This is a genomic window from Amycolatopsis sp. lyj-23, assembly GCF_046549135.1.
In the GTDB taxonomy this organism is placed as follows: Bacteria; Actinomycetota; Actinomycetes; order Mycobacteriales; family Pseudonocardiaceae; genus Amycolatopsis.
In genome coordinates, this window is sequence record NZ_JAJPWN010000015.1 from 1 (window position 1) to 22,471 (window position 22,471).

The 22,471-nt window shown below is 72.6% G+C and carries 26 protein-coding genes; 11 read left to right on the forward strand and 15 right to left on the reverse strand.

Going from position 1 to position 22,471, the window contains the following annotated elements; translation table 11 throughout:
- Positions 1–159: 159 nt before the first annotated feature.
- From cobA to rpmB, 5 genes are all read right to left on the reverse strand, one after another.
- Positions 160–1,380, reverse strand: coding sequence for a uroporphyrinogen-III C-methyltransferase (gene cobA, locus ACLJPY_RS33350; protein WP_410594648.1), 1,221 nt, complete (start codon positions 1,378–1,380; stop codon positions 160–162).
- 209 nt (positions 1,381–1,589) lie between these two features.
- The gene (gene rpsR / locus ACLJPY_RS33355; protein WP_410594650.1) at positions 1,590–1,844 is read right to left on the reverse strand and encodes a 30S ribosomal protein S18; all 255 of its coding nucleotides are present in this window, start codon (positions 1,842–1,844) and stop codon (positions 1,590–1,592) included.
- Positions 1,841–2,146, reverse strand: coding sequence for a 30S ribosomal protein S14 (gene rpsN, locus ACLJPY_RS33360; protein WP_410594652.1), 306 nt, complete (start codon positions 2,144–2,146; stop codon positions 1,841–1,843). The genes rpsR and rpsN overlap by 4 nt, the downstream gene beginning before the upstream one ends.
- Positions 2,146–2,313: a 50S ribosomal protein L33 gene (gene rpmG, locus ACLJPY_RS33365; protein WP_410594654.1), complete on the reverse strand. Its 168-nt coding sequence runs from the start codon at positions 2,311–2,313 to the stop codon at positions 2,146–2,148. Before rpmG ends, rpsN begins: the two co-directional genes overlap by 1 nt.
- Positions 2,313–2,549, reverse strand: coding sequence for a 50S ribosomal protein L28 (gene rpmB / locus ACLJPY_RS33370; RefSeq protein ID WP_410594656.1), 237 nt, complete (start codon positions 2,547–2,549; stop codon positions 2,313–2,315). The genes rpmG and rpmB overlap by 1 nt, the downstream gene beginning before the upstream one ends.
- 79 nt (positions 2,550–2,628) lie before the next feature.
- Between rpmB and mrf the strand changes: the two genes are divergently transcribed.
- From mrf to ACLJPY_RS33390, 4 genes are read left to right on the forward strand one after another with little or no spacing between them, the layout of a single operon-like run.
- The gene (gene mrf / locus ACLJPY_RS33375; RefSeq protein WP_410594658.1) at positions 2,629–3,873 is read left to right on the forward strand and encodes a ribosome hibernation factor-recruiting GTPase MRF; all 1,245 of its coding nucleotides are present in this window, start codon (positions 2,629–2,631) and stop codon (positions 3,871–3,873) included.
- Positions 3,870–4,124, forward strand: coding sequence for a type B 50S ribosomal protein L31 (locus tag ACLJPY_RS33380; RefSeq protein ID WP_410594660.1), 255 nt, complete (start codon positions 3,870–3,872; stop codon positions 4,122–4,124). Before mrf ends, ACLJPY_RS33380 begins: the two co-directional genes overlap by 4 nt.
- A complete protein-coding gene (rpmF, locus tag ACLJPY_RS33385) occupies positions 4,124–4,276 on the forward strand; it encodes a 50S ribosomal protein L32 (protein ID WP_410594662.1) in 153 nt (50 codons plus the stop codon). Before ACLJPY_RS33380 ends, rpmF begins: the two co-directional genes overlap by 1 nt.
- A gap of 57 nt (positions 4,277–4,333) precedes the next feature.
- Positions 4,334–4,993, forward strand: coding sequence for a hypothetical protein (locus tag ACLJPY_RS33390; protein ID WP_410594664.1), 660 nt, complete (start codon positions 4,334–4,336; stop codon positions 4,991–4,993).
- A 3-nt stretch (positions 4,994–4,996) separates the two neighbouring features.
- On the opposite strand, the gene ACLJPY_RS33395 is transcribed toward ACLJPY_RS33390, so the two are convergent.
- Positions 4,997–5,299 (reverse strand): hypothetical protein, encoded by a 303-nt coding sequence (locus tag ACLJPY_RS33395; RefSeq protein ID WP_410594665.1) that lies wholly within the window; start codon positions 5,297–5,299, stop codon positions 4,997–4,999.
- 142 nt (positions 5,300–5,441) lie between these two features.
- Here ACLJPY_RS33395 and ACLJPY_RS33400 point away from each other — a divergent pair, with 142 nt between their 5' ends.
- Together ACLJPY_RS33400 and ACLJPY_RS33405 are read left to right on the forward strand one after the other, a co-directional pair.
- The gene (locus ACLJPY_RS33400; protein ID WP_410594667.1) at positions 5,442–5,876 is read left to right on the forward strand and encodes a MarR family winged helix-turn-helix transcriptional regulator; all 435 of its coding nucleotides are present in this window, start codon (positions 5,442–5,444) and stop codon (positions 5,874–5,876) included.
- Complete coding sequence (locus ACLJPY_RS33405; protein WP_410594669.1) at positions 5,873–7,561, forward strand: MFS transporter; 1,689 nt, start codon at positions 5,873–5,875, stop codon at positions 7,559–7,561. Before ACLJPY_RS33400 ends, ACLJPY_RS33405 begins: the two co-directional genes overlap by 4 nt.
- Before the next feature lie 5 nt (positions 7,562–7,566).
- Here ACLJPY_RS33405 and ACLJPY_RS33410 read toward each other — a convergent pair whose 3' ends face one another.
- On the reverse strand, positions 7,567–8,781 hold the full coding sequence (locus ACLJPY_RS33410; RefSeq protein ID WP_410594671.1) for an IS110 family transposase: 1,215 nt from the start codon (positions 8,779–8,781) through the stop codon (positions 7,567–7,569).
- Positions 8,782–9,009: 228 nt separating this feature from the next.
- On the opposite strand from ACLJPY_RS33410, the gene ACLJPY_RS33415 reads away from it, so the two are divergent.
- Positions 9,010–9,750 (forward strand): dienelactone hydrolase family protein, encoded by a 741-nt coding sequence (locus tag ACLJPY_RS33415; protein WP_410574612.1) that lies wholly within the window; start codon positions 9,010–9,012, stop codon positions 9,748–9,750.
- 12 nt (positions 9,751–9,762) lie between these two features.
- Positions 9,763–10,035, forward strand: coding sequence for a DUF6295 family protein (locus ACLJPY_RS33420; RefSeq protein ID WP_410594673.1), 273 nt, complete (start codon positions 9,763–9,765; stop codon positions 10,033–10,035).
- A 4-nt stretch (positions 10,036–10,039) separates the two neighbouring features.
- Here ACLJPY_RS33420 and ACLJPY_RS33425 read toward each other — a convergent pair whose 3' ends face one another.
- The 4 genes from ACLJPY_RS33425 to ACLJPY_RS33440 form a co-directional block, all read right to left on the reverse strand.
- Positions 10,040–11,455, reverse strand: a complete 1,416-nt coding sequence (locus tag ACLJPY_RS33425; RefSeq protein WP_410594675.1) for a pyridoxal phosphate-dependent decarboxylase family protein — start codon at positions 11,453–11,455, stop codon at positions 10,040–10,042.
- Positions 11,442–12,755: an MFS transporter gene (locus ACLJPY_RS33430; RefSeq protein WP_410594677.1), complete on the reverse strand. Its 1,314-nt coding sequence runs from the start codon at positions 12,753–12,755 to the stop codon at positions 11,442–11,444. The genes ACLJPY_RS33425 and ACLJPY_RS33430 overlap by 14 nt, the downstream gene beginning before the upstream one ends.
- A gap of 116 nt (positions 12,756–12,871) precedes the next feature.
- Complete coding sequence (locus ACLJPY_RS33435) at positions 12,872–13,897, reverse strand: LLM class F420-dependent oxidoreductase (protein WP_410594679.1); 1,026 nt, start codon at positions 13,895–13,897, stop codon at positions 12,872–12,874.
- Positions 13,898–13,906: 9 nt separating this feature from the next.
- Positions 13,907–14,824 (reverse strand): oxygenase MpaB family protein, encoded by a 918-nt coding sequence (locus ACLJPY_RS33440; protein WP_410594681.1) that lies wholly within the window; start codon positions 14,822–14,824, stop codon positions 13,907–13,909.
- A gap of 87 nt (positions 14,825–14,911) precedes the next feature.
- On the opposite strand from ACLJPY_RS33440, the gene ACLJPY_RS33445 reads away from it, so the two are divergent.
- The 3 genes from ACLJPY_RS33445 to ACLJPY_RS33455 all read left to right on the forward strand — a co-directional run bounded on the left by ACLJPY_RS33445 (position 14,912) and on the right by ACLJPY_RS33455 (position 18,550).
- The gene (locus ACLJPY_RS33445; RefSeq protein ID WP_410594683.1) at positions 14,912–15,502 is read left to right on the forward strand and encodes a TetR/AcrR family transcriptional regulator; all 591 of its coding nucleotides are present in this window, start codon (positions 14,912–14,914) and stop codon (positions 15,500–15,502) included.
- A gap of 51 nt (positions 15,503–15,553) precedes the next feature.
- Positions 15,554–16,339 carry an IclR family transcriptional regulator gene (locus tag ACLJPY_RS33450; RefSeq protein WP_410594685.1) on the forward strand — a complete coding sequence of 262 codons (786 nt, stop codon included), beginning with the start codon at positions 15,554–15,556 and terminating at the stop codon, positions 16,337–16,339.
- A 72-nt stretch (positions 16,340–16,411) separates the two neighbouring features.
- Positions 16,412–18,550: a glycosyl transferase gene (locus ACLJPY_RS33455; protein WP_410594687.1), complete on the forward strand. Its 2,139-nt coding sequence runs from the start codon at positions 16,412–16,414 to the stop codon at positions 18,548–18,550.
- Positions 18,551–18,708: 158 nt separating this feature from the next.
- Here the strand turns inward: ACLJPY_RS33455 and ACLJPY_RS33460 are convergent, their stop codons facing one another.
- The 4 genes from ACLJPY_RS33460 to ACLJPY_RS33475 are packed head-to-tail and all read right to left on the reverse strand — an operon-like array spanning position 18,709 to position 22,361.
- Positions 18,709–19,860: an LLM class flavin-dependent oxidoreductase gene (locus ACLJPY_RS33460; protein WP_410594689.1), complete on the reverse strand. Its 1,152-nt coding sequence runs from the start codon at positions 19,858–19,860 to the stop codon at positions 18,709–18,711.
- Positions 19,857–20,867 carry an ABC transporter substrate-binding protein gene (locus ACLJPY_RS33465; protein ID WP_410594691.1) on the reverse strand — a complete coding sequence of 337 codons (1,011 nt, stop codon included), beginning with the start codon at positions 20,865–20,867 and terminating at the stop codon, positions 19,857–19,859. The genes ACLJPY_RS33460 and ACLJPY_RS33465 overlap by 4 nt, the downstream gene beginning before the upstream one ends.
- Positions 20,854–21,558, reverse strand: coding sequence for an ABC transporter ATP-binding protein (locus ACLJPY_RS33470; RefSeq protein ID WP_410594693.1), 705 nt, complete (start codon positions 21,556–21,558; stop codon positions 20,854–20,856). The genes ACLJPY_RS33465 and ACLJPY_RS33470 overlap by 14 nt, the downstream gene beginning before the upstream one ends.
- Positions 21,543–22,361, reverse strand: coding sequence for an ABC transporter permease (locus tag ACLJPY_RS33475; RefSeq protein WP_410594695.1), 819 nt, complete (start codon positions 22,359–22,361; stop codon positions 21,543–21,545). The genes ACLJPY_RS33470 and ACLJPY_RS33475 overlap by 16 nt, the downstream gene beginning before the upstream one ends.
- Positions 22,362–22,471: the final 110 nt, after the last annotated feature.

Genomic DNA, 22,471 nt, shown 5'->3' on the forward strand with positions numbered 1-22,471 from the left:
CGAGTTGACCAGCTCGATCGCATCGTGCCGGAACTGCTCCGGATACTTCGACCTGCGAGACACCAGGACATCCTCCCTCCAGACCACCGTCTGGAATCAAGGTGTCCGGCCCCAGGGGGCAACTCCACGTGATGCCCGGCTGATCACGCGAGGTTCCCGTTACGGCACCGGGGCCAGGCCGGCCACCGGGCCGATCACGATCACCGCGGGCGGGCGGACGCCCGCGGCCGCCGCGTCGGCGACCACTGTGTCCAATGTGGACCGGAGGGAGCGCTGGGTGCGCATCGTGCCGTCCTCGACGATCGCCACCGGGGTGTCCGCGGGGCGGCCGCCGTCGAGGAGGGCCTTGGCGAACTGCGGGAGCCGCTCCACGCCCATCATCAGCACGATCGTGCCCTTCATCCGGGCCAGGAGGTCCCAGTCGACCAGGGACCGGTCGTCGCCGGGGGCGACGTGGCCGGAGACCACCACCACCTCGTGGGCCACGCCGCGGTGGGTCACCGGGACGTCCGCGGCCGCCGGGACCGCGAACGCGCTCGTGATGCCCGGGACCATCGTCACCGGGATGCCCGCCTCCGCGCAGGCCAGCACCTCCTCGAACCCGCGGCCGAACAGGTACGGGTCGCCGCCCTTGAGGCGGACGACGAACTTGCCCTCCTTGGCGCGCTCGATCAGCGTGCTGTTGATGACGTCCTGGCTGGCCGCGCGGCCGTACGGGATCTTCGCCGCGTCGACGATCTCGACCTCGGGCGCGAGCTCGTCGAGCAGCTCGCGGGGCGCCAGCCGGTCCACGACCACGACGTCCGCGCGCGACAGGAGCCGCCGTCCGCGGACGGTGACCAGCTCCGGGTCGCCCGGGCCGCCGCCGACCAGCGCCACGCCGGGCAGCGTGCCCTCCGGGTGCGGCTGGCGGCCGTCCTCGATCGTGCCGTTGTGCAGGCCGTCGAGCATCGAGTCGCGGACCGCGGCCGAGCGCAGCGGCTCACCGCCGGACAGGACGCCGAACAGCAGGCCGCCGTGCCGCCCGGACGCCGGGGTCACCGCGGAACCGGACTCGCCCTCGTCGGCGCGGACGCAGAACACCCGCTCGCGCTCGGCCTCGGCGCAGACCGCCGCGTTGACGTCGGGGTCGTTCGTGCAGGCCAGCGCGTACCAAGCGGCGCGAAGGTCACCGGGCTCGTAACGGCGTTCGTGCCAGACGAGCTCGCCCGCGTCCACCATCCCCTGCACGGACGGCGTCGTGTGCGGCGACACCAGTTCGACGCGGGCCCCCGCGCCGATCAGGCGGGGCAGCCGGCGCTGGGCCACGGAACCGCCGCCGATCATCACGACGCGGCGGCCGGCCAGCTGGAGGCCGGAGAGGTAGTGCGGGTCGTCCATGGCGGGGAGTTTATTGGCGGTTCACCCCCGCGCCAGCCCAGCGTGGGTCATGCCACGCCGAACACCGGCCCGCGGGCGCCCGGGACGTCCCGGGCCGGCGCACCCGGAGGGCCGCCGGGGTGCACGACCGCGGTGGCGGGCAGCCGGGCGGGCGGGACCGTGAACCGGGCTCACGATCGCGTCCCACCCGGCCTTCGCGCCTCCGCGTTTCAGCTCGCGCGGCCCGCGGACGGGTACGGCAGCAACGCCATCTCCCGCGCGTTCTTGATCGCCATGGCGACCTGTTTCTGTTGCTGCGGTGTCAATCCCGTCACGCGGCGGGCGCGGATCTTGCCGCGGTCGGAGACGAACTTGCGCAGCAGATCGACGTCCTTCCAGTCGACGTGGGTGATCTTGCCGGCGTGCAACAGGTTCACCCTGCGCTTGGCGGGACGGTCGCGGTTCGGCTTCGGCATCCGGCTCACCAGCTCGACTTCGCCACGCCGGGCAGCTCGCCGCGGTGCGCGGCCTGCCGCACCTTCACCCGCGACAGGCCGAACTTCCGCAGGTAGCCGCGTGGGCGGCCGTCCGCGGCGTCCCGGTTGCGGATCCGGGTCGGGCTCGCGTCGCGCGGCAATTTCTGCAGCGCGACGACGGCCTCGGCCTTCTCCTGCGGCGACGCCCCGGGGGCGGCGATGACGGCCTTGAGCGTGCGGCGGCGATCGACGTACCGCGCGGCGACCACCTTCCGCTGCTCGTTCTTCGCGGTCTTCGACTTCTTGGCCATCAGCGCTCTTCCTTGAACTCGACGTGCTTGCGCGCGACCGGGTCGAACTTGCGCAGGACCATCCGGTCCGGATCGTTCCGGCGGTTCTTCTTCGTCACGTACGTGTAGCCGGTGCCCGCGGTGGACCGCAGCTTGATGACCGGCCGGACGTCGGTGCTCTTCGCCATTACAGCTTCACCCCCTTCGCCTTCAGCTCGGCGGCAACGGCCTCGATGCCGCGCTTGTCGATCGTCTTCATGCCCTTGGCGGAGACCCGCAGCCGCACCCAGCGCCCTTCGCCGGGCAGGAAGTAGCGGCGGTGCTGCAGGTTCGGCTCCCACCGCCGGGACGTGCGGCGGTGCGAGTGCGAGACCTGCTTGCCGTAGCCCGGCTTGCGGCCGGTGACCTGGCACACGGCGGACAAGGGCCCTCCCGAGTTGATAGTGATTTTCATTTCCATGTACTGTAGCGCACCGGACCCCGCCCGCATTCCTGGAGCCCCTGTGACCCACCACTCCCGCGTCCCGCTCGTCCTCGTGAGCGGCCTGGCCGCCGGGCCGAACGCCACGCTCGCCGAGCTGCTGCGCGTGGCCGAGCCCGGCACCGCCGTCGTCCACCACGACCTGCGCGAGATCCGCTCCGGCGTCGTCCGCCGCCGGCTGCGGCTCGGCGACTTCGACGAACTGACCGTGCTCGAACTCGCCCACGGCTGCGTGTCCTGCACCCTGCGGCAGGACCTGCTCCCGCTGCTGCGGCGGCTGGCCCGGCGCCCGGAGGTGGCCCGGATCGTCGTCCGGCTCGACGAGGCCATGGAGCCGGAGCCGGTGAGCTGGGCGATCCGGAACGTCCTGGTCGGCGCCCACCCGGTGGCCGACGACGTCGACCTGCGAGCCGTGCTGACCGTCGTCGACCGCGCGAGCTGGCTGGCCGACGTGACAGGCGACGACGAGCTGGCCGACCGGAACCTGCAGGGCAGCCCCGAGGACGAGCGGACCGTCGCCCAGGTCGCGCTGTCCCAGGTCGAGTTCGCCGACGTGCTCGTGCTCGCCGGCGCGGCCGCCGACGCGTGGAGCGCCGCGAAGGCGTCCGCGGTGCTCGACCGCGTGGCGCCCTCGGTCCCGCGCGTCGAACTGGCGCGGACCGACGGCCACGGCGTGCTGGCCGCGGTGCCGGGCGACGCCCGCCGCGGCGAGGTCACCGACATGCACGGCGCTCTGCTGCGCGGCGAACCGCCGGTGCACGTCGACTGCGGCATCGGGCTGGTCACCTTCACCGCGCAGCGGCCGTTCCACCCCGCGCGCCTGCACGACGCCCTGGACGTGCTGCTCGACGGCGTCGTCCGCACCCGCGGGCGGGCGTGGGTGGCGAGCCGGCCCGACGTCGCCTTCTGGATCGAGTCGGCGGGCGGCGGCCTGGGCATCGGCCACGCCGGGCCGTGGCTCGCGGCACCGGACGGTCCGAAGTGGACGGACGTCTCGCCGGAGCGCCGGACGCTGGCCTCCCTGCGCTGGCACCCGGTGCACGGCGACCGGGCGCAGGAGCTGGTCGTGGTGACGGACCAGACAACACCGGATGAGATCGACGCGGCCCTGCGCGGCGCTCTACTGACCGAAGCGGAACTCGCGGCCGGCCCGGAGGCGTGGGCGCACTACCCCGATCCGTTCGGGGACTGGCACGAGGAACCGTGCGAGGACACCGAACCCGACCCGGCGCGGCACTCCGCGGCGAACCGAAAGGAAGAACGATGAAGACCGGAATCCACCCCGGCTACCACCCCGTCGTGTTCAAGGACTCGTCCACCGGCGATGCGTTCCTGACCCGGTCCACCATCGCCTCGGACAAGACGATCGAGTGGTCCGACGGCCGGACCTACCCGCTCGTCGTGGTCGACATCAGCTCGTGGTCGCACCCGTTCTGGACCGGCACCCAGCGGATCATGGACAGCGCCGGCCAGGTCGAGAAGTTCCACCGCCGCTACGGGAAGCGGAGCGGCCGCTGATGGCCGTCCCCAAGCGCCGGACCTCGCGCAGCAACACGCGGTCCCGGCGGGCGCGGTGGAAGGCCGCTGTGCCCGACCTGGTGCCGATCAAGGTCGACGGCGAGGTCCGGCTGGTCCCGCGCCGGCTGGTGAAGCACTTCCACGCGCGGTGAGCGTCCCGCAGCGGGAACCGGTCGATATCCGTTGACGGCCAAGGAAAAATGGTCGGCATGGACGGGCGCCGGTACCTGGAGAAGCTGATTTCCGACCGCCTCGGCGCGGGGCGGGGGCAGCCGGAGGCCGGGCGGCGCGCCGCGTTCGACCGATCGGAGCTCCGCGGGGTGGCGATCGGCCTGGTCGCCGCGGGAGCGCTCACCCAGGAGGACGCCGAGGCGATCCTCGCCGACCTGGACGCCACCCTGCGACGATCCGGCCTGCTCCAGGTGGTGCACGCGGAGGGCTCGAGCAGGACCCAGGTGGCCATGCCCGTGGGCACCGAGCGGCCCGAGTGGCGGCAGGCGATCGAAAACCCGCCGGCGCCGGTCCTGCGGCACGTGGTTTCGCTGGCGGGCCGCACCTTGGCGATCGGCGACCTGACGGCGCAGCTGGTGAGCCTGGAGGTGTGGTCCACCCTCGTCGTCCTGACGTTCGCGCACGGCTACCGCGATCACCGCCTGCTGCGGGACCGCTTCCGGCCGGACATCCGGTGGCGGGGGTGGGACGACGCGGGAACGCAGTACCGGGCCGGTGGGGGCAGCGGGTCCGGGTCGAACGGCCTGCTCGTGGACCGGCGGCAGTTCGAACCCGGGCCGCCCGCGCAGGCGCGGGTGCTGACCCTGGCCGTCGAGGCACCCGCCGGCCGGGCCACCGTCGAGGTGCCGCTGCGCTGATCTTCAGTGGTCGTCGTAGTGGTCCTCGTGGACCGCGTGGCGGTGCCCGTCGTGCAGGTAGTCGACGTGGTCGCCGTGCGGGACCGCGATGTGGCCGCAGCCGTCGCCGTGGGTGTGGTGCTCGTGATCGGGGTGGGGCACGTGCCCGAAGTTCTCGCACTCGTCGAAGTGGCCGTCGTGGGCGCGGTGCAGGTGCCCCTCGTGCACGTAGTCCACGTGGTCGCCGTGCGGCACCGCCGCGTGGCCGCAGCCTTCGCCGTGGGTGTGGTGCTCGTGGCCCGCGTGCGGAACGTGCGGGTGCGTCATCGGCGGTCCCCTCCCGGTGAGTCCACTTCGGACGGTAACACCGGGGACCGGCCACCACCCGGGCGAAACCTCCCGGCTCACCCGATAGCGGCGCTCTCGTCCGAGTTGATCAATCCAGGTTTATCAGTCTAGGTTGACGATCGTGACGGACGAGGAACTCCTCCAGGCGAGCGCCGACCTGCGCGTCGCGCTCGGCCGGCTGGTCCGGCGGCTGCGGCAGAGCTACGTCGCCGGCGAACCGACCCTGCCCGAACGCTCGGTCCTCTCCCGGCTCGACCGCGAAGGCCCGGCCACGCCCGGGTGTCTCGCCGACCTCGAACGGGTGAAACCGCAGGCCATGGGCGTCACCCTGGCCGGGCTGGTCGACCGCGGGCTCGTCGAGCGGCGCAAGGACGACTCCGACGGCCGCAAGGTGCTCATGTCGGTCACCGAGGCCGGCGTCAAGCTGCTCACCGACCGGCGCTCGCAGACGACCCGGCGGATGGCGGCCGTGCTGGCCGGGCGGTTCAGCGAGACCGAGCAGCGCGAGCTGGTCGCGGCCATCCCGCTGATCGAGCGGCTGGCGGACGAGCTGTGAGCTACAAGTGGGTCGCGCTGTCGAACACCACCCTCGGCGTGCTGATGTCCGCGCTCGACGGCTCGATCGTGATCATCTCGCTGCCGGCGATCTTCCGCGGCATCGGCCTCGACCCGCTGGCGCCGGGCAACATCGGCTACCTGCTCTGGATGATCCTCGGCTACCTGCTGGTGCAGGCCGTGCTGGTGGTGACGCTCGGGCGGCTCGGCGACATGTTCGGCCGCGTCAAGATGTACAACGTCGGGTTCGTCGTGTTCAGCGCCGCGTCCGTGGCGCTGTCGTTCGACCCGTTCCACGGCGGCAGCGGGGCGCTCTGGCTCATCGGCTGGCGGGTCGTCCAAGCCGTCGGCGGGTCGATGCTGACGGCGAACTCCGCGGCCATCCTCACCGACGCCTTCCCGGCGCGGCAGCGCGGGATGGCGCTGGGGGTCAACCAGATCACCGCGCTCGCCGGGCAGTTCCTCGGCCTGGTCGTCGGCGGTCTGCTGGCCGAGATCGACTGGCGCGCGGTGTTCTGGGTCAGCGTGCCCTTCGGCCTGCTCGGCACGATCTGGTCGATCCGCAGCCTCCGCGAGGTCGGGACGCCGCAGCGCGCGAAGATCGACTGGGGCGGCAACGTCACCTTCGCGACCGGGACCGCGCTGGTCCTGGCCGCGATCACCTACGGCATCCAGCCCCACGGCGGCGCGGCCACCGGCTGGGGCAACCCGTGGGTGCTGGGCGGGATCGGCGCCGGGGTGCTGCTGCTCGTGGCCTTCGGCGTGATCGAGACGCGGGTCGCCGCGCCGATGTTCCAGCTTTCGCTGTTCCGGATCCGGGCCTTCGCCGCGGGCAACATCGCCGCGTTGCTGACTTCGGTCGCCCGTGGTGGCATGCAGTTCATGCTCATCATCTGGCTGCAGGGGATCTGGCTGCCCCTGCACGGCTACGACTACGAGCGGACGCCGTTGTGGGCGGGCATCCACATGCTGCCGCTGACCGTGGGGTTCCTGGTCGCCGGGCCGGTGTCGGGCTACCTGTCCGACCGCTTCGGCGCGCGGCCGCTCGCCACCGGCGGGCTGCTGCTGGTCGCCGCCGCGTTCTTCGGGCTGCTGACGCTGCCGGTGGACTTCCCGTACCCGGCGTTCGCGGCCCTGCTCGTCCTCAGCGGCATCGGCCAGGGCATGTTCGCCGCGCCGAACACGTCGGCGATCATGAGCAGTGTCCCCACCGAGCAGCGCGGGGTCGCCTCCGGCATGCGGGCGACGTTTCAGAACTCCGGGACGTCGCTGTCGATCGGCGTGTTCTTCTCGCTGATGATCGCCGGGCTGGCCACCTCGCTGCCGCAGACGCTCACCGGCGGCCTGCAGGCCCACGGCGTCCCGGCCCCGGTCGCCGACGGGGTCGCGCAGCTCCCGCCGGTCAGCACGCTGTTCGCCGCGTTCCTCGGCAGCAACCCGGTCGGGCACCTGCTCGGCCCGGACGTCCTGGCCGGGCTGGCCCCGGCCGACCGGGCGGCGCTGACCGGCGGCGAGTTCTTCCCGCGGCTGGTCTCCGGGCCGTTCCACCACGGCCTGGTGGTCGTGTTCACCGCGGCCGCGGCGATGGCCGTCGTCGCCGCGATCGCGTCCGCTTCGCGCGGCGCGCGGTACCTGCACTCCCCCGAAGGAGCGCACTCCCCCGAAGAAGCGAAGGAGTCTCAATGATCGTGTCAAGCGCCGGCTGTGGCTGTGATCGGTGGTGAGGGATGGAATTCACGCCGGTCGCGCAGCAGTGCCCAGATGACGTCGACCAGGCGGCGGGCCAGGGCGATCAAGGCTTGGGTGTGCCGCTTCCCCTCGCTACGTTTGCGCAGGTAGAAGGTTCGCGATGGGCTGTCGGGCCGTCTCATCGCTGTGAGGGCAGCCAGGTAGAACACCCGGCGCAGGCCTCGGTGGTAGCGCTTGGGTCGGTGCAGGTTGCCGCGTATCCGGCCGGAATCACGAGGCACCGGCGCGAGACCGGCGTAGGCAGCCAGGTGCCCGGAACTGCGGAACGCGGTGTGCAGGTCGCCGCCGGTGCCGAGCAGCTGAGCACCCAGGATCGGGCCGAACCCGTCGAGGCTGGTGATGGGCCCGGCGTGCGGGTGCTCGGCGAACCGGGCACCGAGTTGCTTGTCCAGGTCTTTGATCTCCCGGTCCAGCTCCAGCAGCTGCCGGGCCAGCCGGGCAATCAACGGTGCGGTCACCGACTCCGCCGGCAGGGCCACGGTTTGTTCCGCTGCGGCGGCCAAGGCTTTGTCCACCATGGTCGGGATTCCCTTGGCCCAGGCGCCGCGCTCGGTCAGGTAAGCCGACAGGCCGGCTGCGTCGGCGGCGCGGATGCCGGCTGGGGTCTGGAAGCCGGTGAGCAGGATCAGCGCCGAGCGGGTGGAGTAGTCGAACGCCCGTTCCAGCGCGGGAAAAATGCTTGCGAGCAGTTCCCGGATGCGGTTGACCCCGCGGACCCAGTCAGCCGTCAGGTCTTCCCGGCGCGCGGTGAGGACTCCCAGGTCGGCCACAACCGCATCGGGGCTGGTGATCGGGGCCAAATCACTGCGCATCCGGGCGGTTTCGGCGATCGTGCGGGCGTCACGAGCGTCGGTTTTGCCTTCGCCGGCGAACGCACCGGTCATCCGGTTGACCAACCGACCCGGCACCGACACCACCGGCTGGCCCGTGGCCAGCAACAGCGTGATCAACAGGCTCGCCGCGCCGGAGGTCATGTCCACCGCCCACACCACCCCATCGGTGGCTTTCGCGGTGGTGCGAGTGATCAGCTGCTCGATCGCGGCCTGCCCGTTGGCCACTTTCCGCGAGAACACGATCTTCCCGGCCGCATCGACCGCGCAGGCGTGATGAAAGCCCTTGCCGACATCGATCCCGACCCACACCTTCCCCACGGCCATCCAGCCGGTCCTCCCTGTTCGTGCACGTCAACCCCGTGGACGACCCGCCGGCATCTCCATAAACAGCGACCAAGCGCAGATCTCAATCAGCGGCCAGGGCGTCCAGAACGACAGGGCGGCCACTCCTCAGAAGCCACCACAAGAGGGCAAGGACCGATCAGCCACACCCCATCGCCCTGGGCATCCAGAACAACCCGTCCTGAACACCAACAATCTTATGGAGAACCGATGAAGGACGAGATCGTCGCCGGGACGGTCACCATCTCCGGCCACGGCGGGGACGAGCTCGAGGCGTACCTGGCGAAACCGACCGATGCGGCCCCGCGCGGCGGCGTCGTGGTGATCCACCACCTGCCCGGCTACGACGCGGCGACGAAGGAGATGGTCCGCCGCTTCGCCGTCGAGGGCTACAACGCGCTCTGCCCGAACCTGTACACGCGCGAAGCACCGGGCGCGGACCCGGACGACGCCGCCGCGACCGTCCGCGCGGCGGGCGGCGTCCCCGACGACCGCCTGGTCGGAGACGTCTCGGGCGCGGCGGACTACCTGCGCGCGCTGGAGAACGCGAACGGCCGCATCGGCGTCATCGGGCACTGCTCCGGCGGCCGTCACGCGTTCCTGTCCGCGTGTTCCCTGGACCTCGACGCGGCGGTGGACTGCTACGGCGCCTTCGTCGTCAACGACCCGCCGGAGGCCATGAAGCAGATGAAGCCGCTGCTGGGCCTGGCGCCGCAGCTGTCGTGCCCGCTGCTGGGGATCTTCGGCGCCGACGACCAGTTCCCGAGCCCGGACGAGGTGGCGGTGCTGGCGGCGGAGCTGGAGAAGCACGGCAAGGAGCACGAGTTCCACACGTACGCGGGTGCCGGCCACGCGTTCTTCGCCGTCGACCGCCCGAGCTACCGTCCCGAAGCCGCGAAGGACGGCTGGGAACGCATCCTCGACTTCTACGCCCGCACGCTCACCGCCTGAGAGGACCCGCGCATGTGCACTTACCTGACGGAGAAGTTCGCGCTCGAAGGCAGCGGCAAGGGCGCCCGCGGCTGGTTCCGGCTGACCGAAGGCACCGTGTACGTCGACCACCCGGTCCACGCGCCGTACGCGCACACGGTGAACATCGACTTCCGGAGCCCGGCCCTGGGTGCTTCGGCGCGCGTGGCCCTCGAACTGACCGAAGAGGACGCCCTGGCCCTGGCGGACGCGATCCACGCGGCCGTCAAGTCCGCCCCCGCGGGGCTGGCTTCGCGCGACCAGTGAAGGTTCAGGGCGTGTAGAGGGCGCCCAGGAATTCGAGCAGCAGCCGCTCCCGCAACGGCGCCGGTGCCGTTGCGAGGAGCGCGTTGATCGGGGCCATCCGCTCCGGGAGTCCCGCGCCGGCCCCCAGACCCGCCGCGGCCAGCAGGCCCGCGAACTGCTCCGCGGTCAGCGTGTCCGGGTCGAGGGCCGCGACGAACTCCGCCACGGCGGGGTCGACGACCACCGGGCCCGCCGCCCGGGCCGCGGTCACCGAGGCCGCGAGGTCGGCGAGGAACTCCTGCTCGCTGCCGTGGTTGGCCGCCGTCACCGTCAGGTGCAGGTTCGCCGGGGACGAGAGGTGGGCGAACTGCGGCTGGACGTACCAGCCGCGGGTCTTCATCTCGTCGGCCACCGTGAAGAGGTCGAACCCGTCGTCGCCGGTGAACGCGATCAGCGTCGACACCGGGTCGCCGAGCACGCGGAGCCCGGGCAGCTCCTCGATGCCGAGCCGGATGCGCGAAGTGGCCTCACGCGCGGCGGACGCCAGCTCGAGGTAGCCGTCGGGACCGAGGTGGTTCACGACCGCCCAGGCCGCGGCGAGCGGGCCGCCCGAACGCGTGCTCTGGATCGTCGTGTTCAGCATCGTGTAGCCCGGCCAGCCGGCGCTCGCGAAGTAGTGCGTGCGCCGCAGGTCCGCCGAGGCGTGCAGCAGCACCGACGTCCCCTTGGGACAGTAGGCGTACTTGTGCAGGTCCACCGAAATGCTCGTGACGCCGGGGACGCGGAAGTCGAACGGCGGGACATCGGCGCCGAGCCGGGCGAAGTACGGCAGCACCCAGCCGCCGATGCAGGCGTCGACGTGCATCCGGACGCCCCGCGCCGCCGCCGCGGCCGCGATTTCGGGGATCGGGTCGAGCACGCCGTGGGCGTACGACGGCGCGCTCGCCACGACCAGCACCGTCGAGTCGTCGATCGCCGCGGCCATCGCCGCCGGGTCGGCGCGGAAGGTCACCGGGTCGACCGGGACGTCGATCCGCCGCAGCCCGAACAGGTGGGCGGCCTTGTGGAACGCCGCGTGCGCGGTCGTCGGCAGCACGATCGACGGCTCGGCGACCGCCGGGTCGGCGTCCCGGGCGGCGAGCACCGCCAGCAGACAGGATTCCGTGCCGCCGGACGTCACCGAACCGGTCACGCCCGGGACGTCGCCGAGCAGCGCCGAGGCCGCGGCGACGAGGTCGTTCTCCATGCGCAGCAGGCTCGGGAACGCCGTCGGGTCCAGTCCGTTGGCCGACGACGCGAGCGCGTGCGCCGCCGCGCCCAGGGAGTCCACTTCGGACAGGCCGCTGTCGTAGACGTAGGCCAGGGTCCGGCCGCCGTGCGTCGGCAGGTCCCCCGCGCGCAGCTGCCGGAGCCGCGCGAGGACGTCCTCAGGCGAGCTCATGCCGCGGCTCCAGGACCGAGCGCCGCAGCAGCGGCAGGGCGAGCGCGATCAGCACACCGGGGATGATCGACGCCCCGACGAGGATCGCCACGATCGCACTGTGCGGCTGGAACGCGGTGGCGTCCGTGCTCGACACGTACCCGCCGAACTGCAGGATGAGCGCCCACAGCCCGCCGCCGAAGGCCAGCCCGAGGGTCTCCCCCGCCGTCCACACGCCCGCCGCGATCCCGGCGCGGGTCTCGCCGGTGCGCTCCTCTTCGGCGGTGATCAGGTCGGGCAGGATGGCCAGCGGGAACACCGAAATCCCGGCGTAGCCGACGCCGCAGAGCGCCACGAAGAGGAACGACACGACCAGCGGGATCGACTGGGCGAAGACCAGCCCCAGCAGGCCGATCGCGAAGGCCGCGGTGGCCAGCCGGAAGCCGTTGAGCTTGCCGACGCGGTCGCCCAGCCGCGGCCACAGCGGCATGGTGACCAGCGCCGGGCCGACGAAGATGACGAACAGGATCGTCCCGTAGCCCTCGCTGCCGAGGATGCGCTGGGCGAAGAACGGGATCGCGGCGAGCACCGTGCCGATGCCGAGCGCCTGGATGAAGTACGTCCCGAGCAGCCAGCGGAAGGGCCGCCACGCGGCGAGCGTGCGCACCAGTTCCTTGAGCCGCACGGTGTTCGGCCGCAGCGAGCCGACCGGCGCGTCCTTGAGCCCGAAGTAGACCAGCAGCGTCGCGGCCAGCACGATCAGCCCGATCACCACGGCCATCACGCGGTAGCCGGTGACCCCGCCGACGCCGGCGCTGATGGCGGGCGCGCCGCCGCCGCAGATCAGGATGGTCACGGCGAGCACGCCGATGCGGACGCTGGTGAGCTTGGTCCGCTCGGTCGCCGACTCGGTCAGCTCGGCCGGCAGCGCGTTGAACGGCACCTGGAACAGCGCGTACGCCGTGGCGCAGGCGGCGAACATGAGCGCCACGTACAGCGCGTCGGGCAGCGGGCTGCCGAAGCCGGGGTGGGCGAACATCGCGGCGAACAGGATTGCCACGCCGATGCCGCCGACCAGCAGGAAGCGCCGCCGGCTGCCGGTTTTGATCAGGTCGGCGTCGGAGAGCCGGCCGGCGATCGGGTTGAACAGCACGTCCCAGGCCTTGGGCACGAACACGATCGCCGCGGCCCAGCCCGCGGGCACCGCCATCGTGTCGGTCAGGTACTTGACCAGGACCAGGCCGGGGACCGTGCCGAAGGACCCGGTGACGAACGAGCCGAGCGAATAGCGGAACCTCGTCCGGCCGGACAGCGTCGCCATGGTCCTCCTCGAAGGCGTACCGGGTGCCCGCATGAGTATTCGATCTCGCCGGGCACCCGGTAGTGGGTCGAGGGAATCGTGCCATCGTCGTGACCTTCGGCACGGACCGGCCCGCGCTAGCCGAGGGCGCGGGCGATCTTCTCCAGGGTCGCCGCGTCACCGCGCAGGAGCAGTTGCGTCACCACCGTCTCTTCCCAGGCCTGCAGCTCGTCGCGGATCTTCGCGGGCGGCCCGATCAGCGAGGTGTCCTCCACCAGCGACGTCGGGATCGCGGCCGCCGCCTCGTCCTTGCGGCCGGCCAGGTAGAGCTCCTGGACCTTGTCCGCCACGTCCTCGTAGCCGAGCCGGGCGAAGACGTCGTGGTGGAAGTTGACGCTCTTCGCGCCCATCCCGCCGATGTACAACGCCAGCGACGGCTTGATCCAGCTCGCCGCCTCCTCGACGTCGTCGTGCACGATCACCGGCAGCGAGCACGGCACCTCGAACGTGTCCAACGTGTGCCGCGCGCCCGGCCGTGCGAAGCCCTCTTCGAGCGCGGCCTTGTAGAAGCCGTTGCTCTTAGGCGAAAAGAACAGCGGCAGCCAGCCGTCGGCGATCTCCGCGGCCAGTGCGACGTTCTTGGGTCCCTCGGCGGCCAGGTGGATCGGGATGTCCGTGCGCAGCGGGTGCACGGTCGGCTTCAGCGCCTTGCCCAGGCCGGTGCCGCCCTTCAGCGGCAGCTGGAAGTGGTCGCCGTCGAGGGTCACCGGCGCCTCGCGGGCGATCACCTGCCGGACGATGTCGACGTACTCGCGGGTGCGGGCCAGCGGCTTCGGGTACGGCTGGCCGTACCAGCCCTCGACGACCTGCGGGCCGGACGCGCCGAGCCCGAGCACCATCCGGCCGCCGGAGAGGTGGTCGAGCGTCAGGGCGCTCATCGCCGTCGCCGTCGGGGTCCGCGCGGCCATCTGGACGATGTTCGTGCCGAGCCGGATGCGGCTGGTGGACGCGCCGTACCAGGCCAGCGGCATGAAGGCGTCCGAGCCGTACGCCTCCGCCGTCCACACCGAGTCGAAGCCGAGCTCTTCGGCCTTGAGGACGGCTTCCAGCGCACCCGGCGTCGGGCCGCTCTGCCAGTACCCGATGTGGAATCCCAGCTTCACGAAGGCCTCCTAGACGTGGGGTGCGTAGTGCTCGGGCCGGCCCCGCTCGGACAGCGGCGGCAGGTTCCTGGGTGGAGTCTCGACCAAGGGCGCGTCCGTGGCCACCTGCCCGCGTTCGCGGCGCCAGCCGGCGCGGGCCCGCGGGTGGTAGCGGCGGTCGTGCGGGACGAGCTTGAACGCAGCGTTGACCAGCTTGCCGAACCGCCGGTGCCGCCGGGCGTCGCGCTCGGTCCAGCGGAAGCCGAGCAGGTCGCGGATCTCGGGGTCGTAGAGGCCGATCGTCAGCCAGACGAACTTGCCGGCGACCACCCGCTGGACCGGCCGCCACAGCGCGTCCGGCAGCCAGGGCAGGAACGGCGGCTTGCCGAGCCCGCGGATGTCGAGGACGTCCCGGGTGGCCTTGTTGTCCTCGAGGACCTCGGTGCACATGTGCTTCCAGTACCGCCGGAAGTCCTCCCAGCTCTCCGGCACCGGCCGCATGCTCAGGTCGTACATCCGCCACCAGCGGACGTGCTCGTCGAACAGCTGCCACTTCTCCGCTTCGCCGATGCCGCCCGTGAAGTGGTCCGCGATCAGGATCGTGCTGACGAAGAAGGTCGCGTGCGCCCAGTAGTAGGTGTCCGGGTCGAGCGCGTGGTAGCGGCGGCCGCGGGCGTCGACGCCCTTGATGCGGTCGTGGTACCCGCGGACCTGAAGGGCCGTTGCGTGCGCGCGCGGGCCGTCGTAGACCACCCCGCCGATCGGGTAGAGCGAACGGAACAGCCGCTGCCAGCGCTCTTCGAAGAACCGCGAGTGCTGCTCGACCCCGGCGCCGAGGCCGGGGTGCATGTTCTGCATCGACCCGGCCCACAGGCCGATGAGCAGGCCGCGCCAGTCGCCGAAGTACTTCCACGTCAGCGAGTCCGGACCCAGGGGCTGGGGTGTCATCGGCGCACTCCTCGTCGAGTCTCGAACTGACCACGGCTGTTGTCAGGCTAGGATCTGACAACAGTTGTAGTCAACCGAGGAGCTGTGATGCCGGGCCGGACCTGGGCGGGCACGACGCTGGACGACCGGAAGGCACTCCGGCGCGAGCAGCTGGTGGCCGCCGGCCTGGAGCTGCTGGGCACCGAAGGCTCGGCCGGGACGAGCGTCCGCGCGGTGTGCCGGCACGCGAAGCTGACCGAGCGCTACTTCTACGAAAGCTTCGCCGACCGCGAAGAGCTCGTCGCGGCCGTGTACGAGCACGTCGGCAAAGAGGCCCGGCAGGCGCTCGTCGACGCGGTGCGGGACGCGCCCACGCCGGTGTCGCGGGCGGAGCACGCCGTGCGGGCGTTCGTCGAGCTGATCGTCGACGACCCCCGCAAGGGCCGCGTCCTGCTGCTCGCGCCGCTGACCGACCCCGCGCTGACCCGCCGCGGCCTGCACCTGCTGCCGGTGTTCGCCGCGCTGGTCGGCGAGCAGCTGTCCCACGGCGACGAGACCGAACGCCGGATGGTCGCCGTCGGGCTGGTCGGCGCGCTGAGCAACGTGTTCATCGCCTACCTCGACGGGTCGCTGAAGGTTTCGCGCGAGCGGCTCGTCGCGCACTGCGTCAAACTCGTCCTCGGCGCCGACGGCCACTGACCCCACCTCCTGCTGCTGACACTCGCCCGGCCGATCGGGCACACTCAACCCATGCGTACCGCTGGGCGGAACGACGGGGTGAGCGGCGACGGTCTCGTCGCGGCCCGGCTCGCCGCGCTGCTGGAAGCCTTCCGGCCCGGTGACGAGACCCTCGGCGTCTCGGAGCTGGCCCGCCGGACCGGGCTGGCGAAGACGACCGTGCACCGGCTCGTCGGGCACCTGACCGAAACCGGCCTGCTCGAACGCGACACCGGCGCGGTGCGGCTCGGGCTGCGCCTGTTCGAGATCGGCCAGCTCGCCTCGCCCCGGCGAGGCCTGGTCGAGGCGGCCCGGCCGTACCTGGCCGACCTGCGCGAGGCCACCCGGAACACGGTGCACCTGGCGATCCTCGAAGGCACCGAAGTGGTGTACCTCGACGTGCTGCGCGGGCCCGACGCGCCGACGCTGCCCTCGCGCATCGGCGGCCGGTTCCCCGCGCACGCCACCGGCGTCGGCAAGGCGATCCTGGCGTTCTCGCCCGAACCCGTGGTGAACCAGGTGATCGACGCGGGGCTGCCGCGGATGAGCGCACGGACGATCACCGCGCCCGGGCTGCTGCGGCGACAGCTCACCCGCGTCCGGGAAGACGGGATCGCTTTGGAGCGCGAGGAATCCGGCGTCGGCGTGGTGTGCGCGGCCAGCCCGCTGCTCGACGCCCGCGGGGTCGCGGTCGCGGCGGTGTCGATCTCCGGCTGGGCCAACCGGATGCGGACCGAACGGGTCGCCCCGGCCGTCCGGACGGTGGCGCTCGCGTTGACCCGGACACTCTCCGGCCCGGCCGCGGACGGCCGGAAATAATCTTGCCCCGCAAGGGTTTCCCGGCGGGGTCCCGGAACCACGGGTCCGGCGCGACCCGCTACAGTCCGTGCAATGGCCCAGCACCGCCCGGTCTCCGCCGCCCACCGGTTGCTGTCGCTCGACCTGGTCCTGGCCCTGTCGGCGCTGGCCGGCGGGCTGCGCGTGCTCTACCTCGCGGCTGAAGAACCGGCCCTGCCCACCGAAGCGGCCACCGTCGCGCACGTGTACGCGCTCGGCCACCTGACGTCGTTCGCCGACACGGGCGGCGCCGGGGTCAGCCCGTTCGGCTGGCTGCAGCTGGCGGCGGCCACGATGGTCTCGGACGCGTTCGGCCGCTCGCCGACGGCGCTGGCGGCGGTCCGCGAGGCGGTCCTCTTCGCGTCGCTGGCCGGCGCGGTGCTGGTGTGGATCCTGGCCCGCCGCCTGGGCTTGACGCGCTGGGCGTCGTCGGCGGCGGTGCTGCTGCTCGCGGCCTCCCCACTGGCGCTCGGTGTGCAGCGGCTGGTGGTGGTGGAGCACCTGGCGGCGGTGTGGGCACTGGGGGCACTGGTCCTGATCACCCGCCCGCACGCCCGCATCCGCCACGACGCCGCGGCGGCGGCCTGCCTGCTGGCGGCGGTGCTGACGTCGCCGCTGGCGCTGTCGTTCCTGCCGGCGGCGGGCTGGCTGCTGGTGCGCCGGGCCCCGGCCCGCGCGGCGTTGGTGGCGGTGGTGCTGAACCTGGGGCTGGGCTTGGCGTTCGGCCCGGCAGCGGCCGTGCTCCGCCCCCACCTGGCGGCGCCGACGGACCCGTCGGCGGCGGACTGGGCGGCGCTGGACCCGGCGTGGGCGGTGTTGACGGCGGTCGCCCTGGTGGCGGGGTTGGCGGTGAAGCCCTTGCGGCCCTTGGCGGCGACGGGCGTGCTGCTCGCGGCGACGCTGCTGGTGCCGGGGGTGCCGGACACGGCGGCGCTGGCGCTGGTGGTGCCGGTGGCGCCGGTGCTCGTGGCGGGGGTGGCGCAGGCGGTCTTCCGGCGGGGTGCTCCTGGGCGAGGTGAGCAGCGCTGGGTGCGGCCCGGACCGGCCGAGATCACCGCGGCGTGGCGGAAGGCCGGGCGCCACGGTGGCGAAGCCTCGCCAGGCGACGTCGTGGCGCGTTCGGTCCACGCGCGCGAGGCGCGCTCAGCCGACTTTGTCCGTGCTGTCGCTCGGCAACTCGGCTCGAGCCGACGCACCGAGTTCGGCTCCGACCCGCACTCCTTCCCCGCACACCGCAGGGATGCCACCGGGCCGCACCCCGGATCCACGCGCTCCGGAGACCCGAACCGCCAGTGCCGGACCGAAACCGCACCCGCCGACACCACCTGCACCGCCCAACGCAGGGACGCAAGCCACCCGGAACCCGCGACACCCACCGCCGCCGCACGCCCCGCGCACCACAGCCGCCGGGCCCACCGCCGGGTCGGGCCCGCACTTCTGCTCGGCGCCTTTGCTGCCTTCGCCGTCAGCTGGGGCGTCGGCTACCCCGCCCTGCACCCGGCCCTCGACCGCGGCGGACCCCTCGCCTCGGCGCGGGATTGGCTGCAGGCCAACGCTTCCGGCTCGCGACTGCTCGTCGACGACGCCGCCTGGGCCGAACTCGCCGGCTCCGGGTGGCCGACCGGCCTGCTCGCCCCGCCCGCCGCGTGCGCCGTCACCTGCCCCGCCGCCGAGTGGGCCGTCTTCGGGGACGATGGAACCGGCCTCCGGCAGCGCCTCCCCTCCCTCGAAGCCGCCTTCACCGGTGCCGGCGCCACCGCCGTGTTCGGCTCCGGCACCGCACGAATCACCGTCTGGCGGCTCGGACTGCCCCCGGCCGATCCCGCCGCGCCGCCCGAGGCGCCGGCCCGGGCCCACGCCGGTGAAGCTCTGACCGCGTCGGCTCGCATCGCGCTCACCGCGCAAGCCGCCGAGGTGCTGCGCGAAGGGTGCGCGGATCCGCGGCTCATCACCACGATCGCCGCGCTCGCCGCCATCCAGCCCGTGGGGGTCGCCGCCTTCCCCGAGGTCCCCGGCGAGGACGCCGCCGGGCAGCCGCGCCGCCGGGTCCTGCTGACCGGCGGTGAAGCCGGCACGACCGCGTTCTACGCCGGCCAGCGCGACCTCTTCCGCCCGGCCTCGGTGGTCCGGACCGCCGAGGGCGTGCTCGTCACCTACCCGCTGTTCGCGCCTCCGGGGCTGCTCGTCCGCTGATTCCGGTCATGGGGAGGGAACGGCGAGTGCTTATCGCCGCCTACGACCAGGTCCAGATCCTCGACGTGGCCTGCCCGAGCAGCGCCCCCGAGCCGGGCACGCGAGCCGCAGCGGTAACCCCGTGGTGCGGGGATGTGCGGCGCATCCCCGCACCACGCCTACAGGGCCGAGACGTTCCGCTCCGGGTGCGAGGGCCGGTGCAGGGCCGGGACACCGGCCAGCAGGCCACGCCGGGCCAGCTCCGGCCGGACGCCGTCGCCGAACCAGTACGCCTCCTCCAGGTGCGGGTAGCCCGACAGCACGAACTCGCTCACCCCCACGCTGTGGTACTCCTCGATCAGGTCCGCGACCTCTTCGTGGCTGCCGACCAGCGCGGTGCCCGCGCCGCCGCGGACCAGGCCGACACCCGCCCACAGGTTCGGGTGGATCTCCAGCCCGCGGACCCCGTCGCCGTACCGGCCGCCGTGCAGCGCGACCATCCGCTGCTGCCCCACCGACTCGCTCGCGGACAGCTGCGCCTGGGCCTTCGCGACCTGTTCCGGGCTCAGCGCGTCGAGCAGCTTCTGCGCCTCCGCCCAGGCCTCGGCCGAGGTGTCCCGCGAAATCGTGTGCAGCCGGACACCGAACCGGATCGGCCGGTCCCCGGCCAGCTCCCGCACCTTGCCGATCTTCTCCGCCACCTGCGCGGGCGGCTCGCCCCAGGTCAGGTAGACGTCGGCGTGCCGCGCCGCGACCGGCAGCGCGGCCGGCGAGGAGCCGCCGAAGTAGATCGGCGGCACCGGATCCGGCGCGGCCAGCGTCGTCGCGCCTTCGACCCGCAGGTGCTCGCCCTCGAAGCTGAACGGCTGCCCGGACCAGACCCCGCGCACGATGGTCAGGAACTCGTCGGTGCGGGCGTACCGGGCGTCGTGGTCGTGCCAGTCGCCGAACCGGCGCTGCTCCACCGCGTCGCCGCCGGTGACGATGTTGAGCAGCACGCGGCCGCCCGACAGGCGCTGGAACGTCCCCGCCATCTGCGCGGCGAGCGTAGGCGAGATGACGCCCGGGCGGAACGCGACGAGGAACTTCAGCCGGGTCGTCTCCCGGATCAGCGCGGCCGTGGTGAGCCACGCGTCCTCGCACCACGTGCCCGTCGGGGTCAGGACGCCTTCGAAGCCCTGCCGCTCGGCCGCGCGGGCCACCTGGGCCAGGTAGTCCAGGTCCGGGTCGCGCTGGGCCGCGGGCCCCGCGGACCGGTTGGCGTGGAAGCGTTCCACGATCGTACGGCCGTCCCCGCTGGTGGGCAGGAACCAGTGCAGCCTGATGCTCATCCGTTGCTCCTCGCCGCGTCCAGGTCCAGGCCGTACCGCCGGTCGACGAAGGCGGCGAAGTCCACCTTCCCCGGCAGCGCCTTCGCGTCGGTGAAGGTGTCCGCGAGCTGCTGTTCCGACGCCACCACGGCGTCGTCCAGCACGATCGGCAGGTCACGTCCCGCGTCGACCGCCTTCTGCGCGACCTCGAGCTTCAGCCCGGTCTCCTTCGCCCACGCCTGCGCCCACGCGTCGCGGTGCGTGTCGGCCCACTTCTGCGCCTTGACCACCCGCACGGCGAAGTCGCGCAGGGCGGAGTTCTTGCCGGGGTCGCCGAGCGCCGCCGTGCTCGCGGTCAGGAAGGCCAGGCCGTTGGACGCGCCGCGGCCGTCGGCCAGCACCCGCGCGTGGGCCTCGATCTGGGCCTGTGCGGTGTAGGGGTCCCAGATCGCCCAGGCGTCGATGGTGTGCTGCGTGAAGGCGGCGTACGCCTCGGACGGCTGGAGGAAGCTCAGCTTGACGTCCTGGGTGGACAACCCGTTGTTGCGCAGCGTGTTCAGCAGCTGCCCGTGCGCCGAAGTGCCCTTGGCGACGCCGATCGTCTTGCCCTTCAGCGAAGCGACGTTCTGCAGCGGCGAATCCGGCGGGACGAGGACGGCCTCCCGTTCGACGTTGCTGCGCGACACGCTGATCACCTTGATCTTCGCCTTCGCCGCGGCCGCGAAGATCGGCGGCGTGTTGCCGACGCGCCCGGTGTCGATCGCGCCGGCCGAGGCGGCCTCGAGCAGCGGCGGGCCCGAGGTGAACGTCGCCCATTCGATCTTGTACGGCGTGCCCTGCAGCAGGTTCGCCGCGGTGAGCAGCGACTTCACGCCGCCCTTCTGGTCGCCCACCTTCAGCGTCACCTTCGCGAGGTCGGCGTTGCCGACCGCGGCCGGCACCGCGGCGGGGCCGTCGCCGGTCGCCGTCCCGCAGGCGGACAGCACGAGAGCCGCCCCGAGGATCGTGATTCCCTTACGCCACAGCATCTTCGGTCACTCCCAGGTCGGCCAGCACACGGCGGCGGAGGTCGTCGTGGCCGTCGGTGTCGCGCGGCCGGTGCGCGGCCACGATCCGGCCGCCGTCGAGCACCAGGACCCGGTCGGCGAGCCGCAGGGCCTCGTCGACGTCGTGGGTCACCAGCAGCACGCCCGGCCGGTGCCGCCGCCAGAGGTCCTGGACCAGGCCGTGCATGGAGATCCGCGTCAGGGCGTCCAGTGCGCCGAACGGCTCGTCGAGCAGCAGCAGATCGGGTTCGCGCACCAGCGCGCGGGCCAGCGAGACGCGCTGGGCCTCGCCGCCGGACAGCGTGAGCGGCCAGTCGTCGGCGTGCTCGGCCAGGTGCACCTCGGCCAGCGCCTTCTCGGCCAGCGTCCGGTTCCGCGACTTCGTGACGCCGTCCTGGCGCAGGCCGAGGACGACGTTGCGCCAGACCTTCCGCCACGGCAGCAGTCTCGGCTGCTGGAACGCGACCGAGACGGTGCCGGTGACTTCCGCGCTGCCTTCGACGTCGGAATCCAGGCCGGCGAGCACCCGCAGGAGCGTCGACTTGCCGGACCCGCTGCGGCCGAGCAGGGCGACGAACTCGCCGCGCTCGACGGTCAGGTCCAGTCCACTGAGGACGGTTCGGTCGCCGAACCGCTTGGTGAGGCCGTCGACCTCGGCTACCGGGTTCGCCACCGCAGCACCTTCCGTTCGAGCAGCCGGACCAGCGCGTCGGTGACCAGGCCGAGCAGGGCGTAGAGGACGAGCCCGACGACCACGACGTCGGTGCGCAGGAACTCGCGGGCGTTGTTGATGAGGTAGCCGACCCCGGCGTCGGCGTTGACGGTCTCGCCGACGATCAGCGCGAGCCAGGCCAGGCCGAGCGACTGCCGCAGCCCGACCAGCGTTTGCGGGAGCGCGCCGGGCAGGACGACGTGCCAGAGCCGTTCGGCGTGGCTGAACCCGAGCGCCCGGGAGGCTTCGACGAGGGCGGGGTCGGCGCCGCGGATTCCCGAGTGGACGTTGAGGTAGAGCGGGAAGGCCACACCCAGGGCGACCAGCACGATCTTCGTCTCTTCGCCGATGCCGAACCAGAGGATGAACAGCGGGATCAGGCCGAGGAAGGGCAGCGTGCGCAGCATCTGCACCGGCGGGTCGACCAGGGCCTCGCCCCAGCGGGACAGCCCGGAGACGATGCCGAGCAGGACGCCGGCGATCGCACCGAGCGCGAAGCCGGCACCGACCCGGCCTAGCGAAACGGCGAAGGCGGCACCGAGTTCGCCGCTGCGTGCGACTTCGATGCCGGCCTGCACGACCGTCCACGGCGAACTGAGCTTGTCGGGCGGCAGGACGCCGGTGGCGCTGGCGACCTGCCAGGCGGCCAGCAGCACCACCGGGCTGATCCAGCGCCGCAGGTCGAGCCGCCGGGCGGGTTTGCGCGGCGGCTCGGCGGCGCGTTTCCGGGCGTGCGCGAGCACACCCGTGGTGGAGATCGACACGGACTTCTCCCGGGGACGGGGGTTCTGGGATTGCGTGGCCCCGACCATCCGGGGAGTGGGAACCGAAGTCAATCGGCGCCCACTCCGTGAACGTCCCGCGTTTCAGCCCG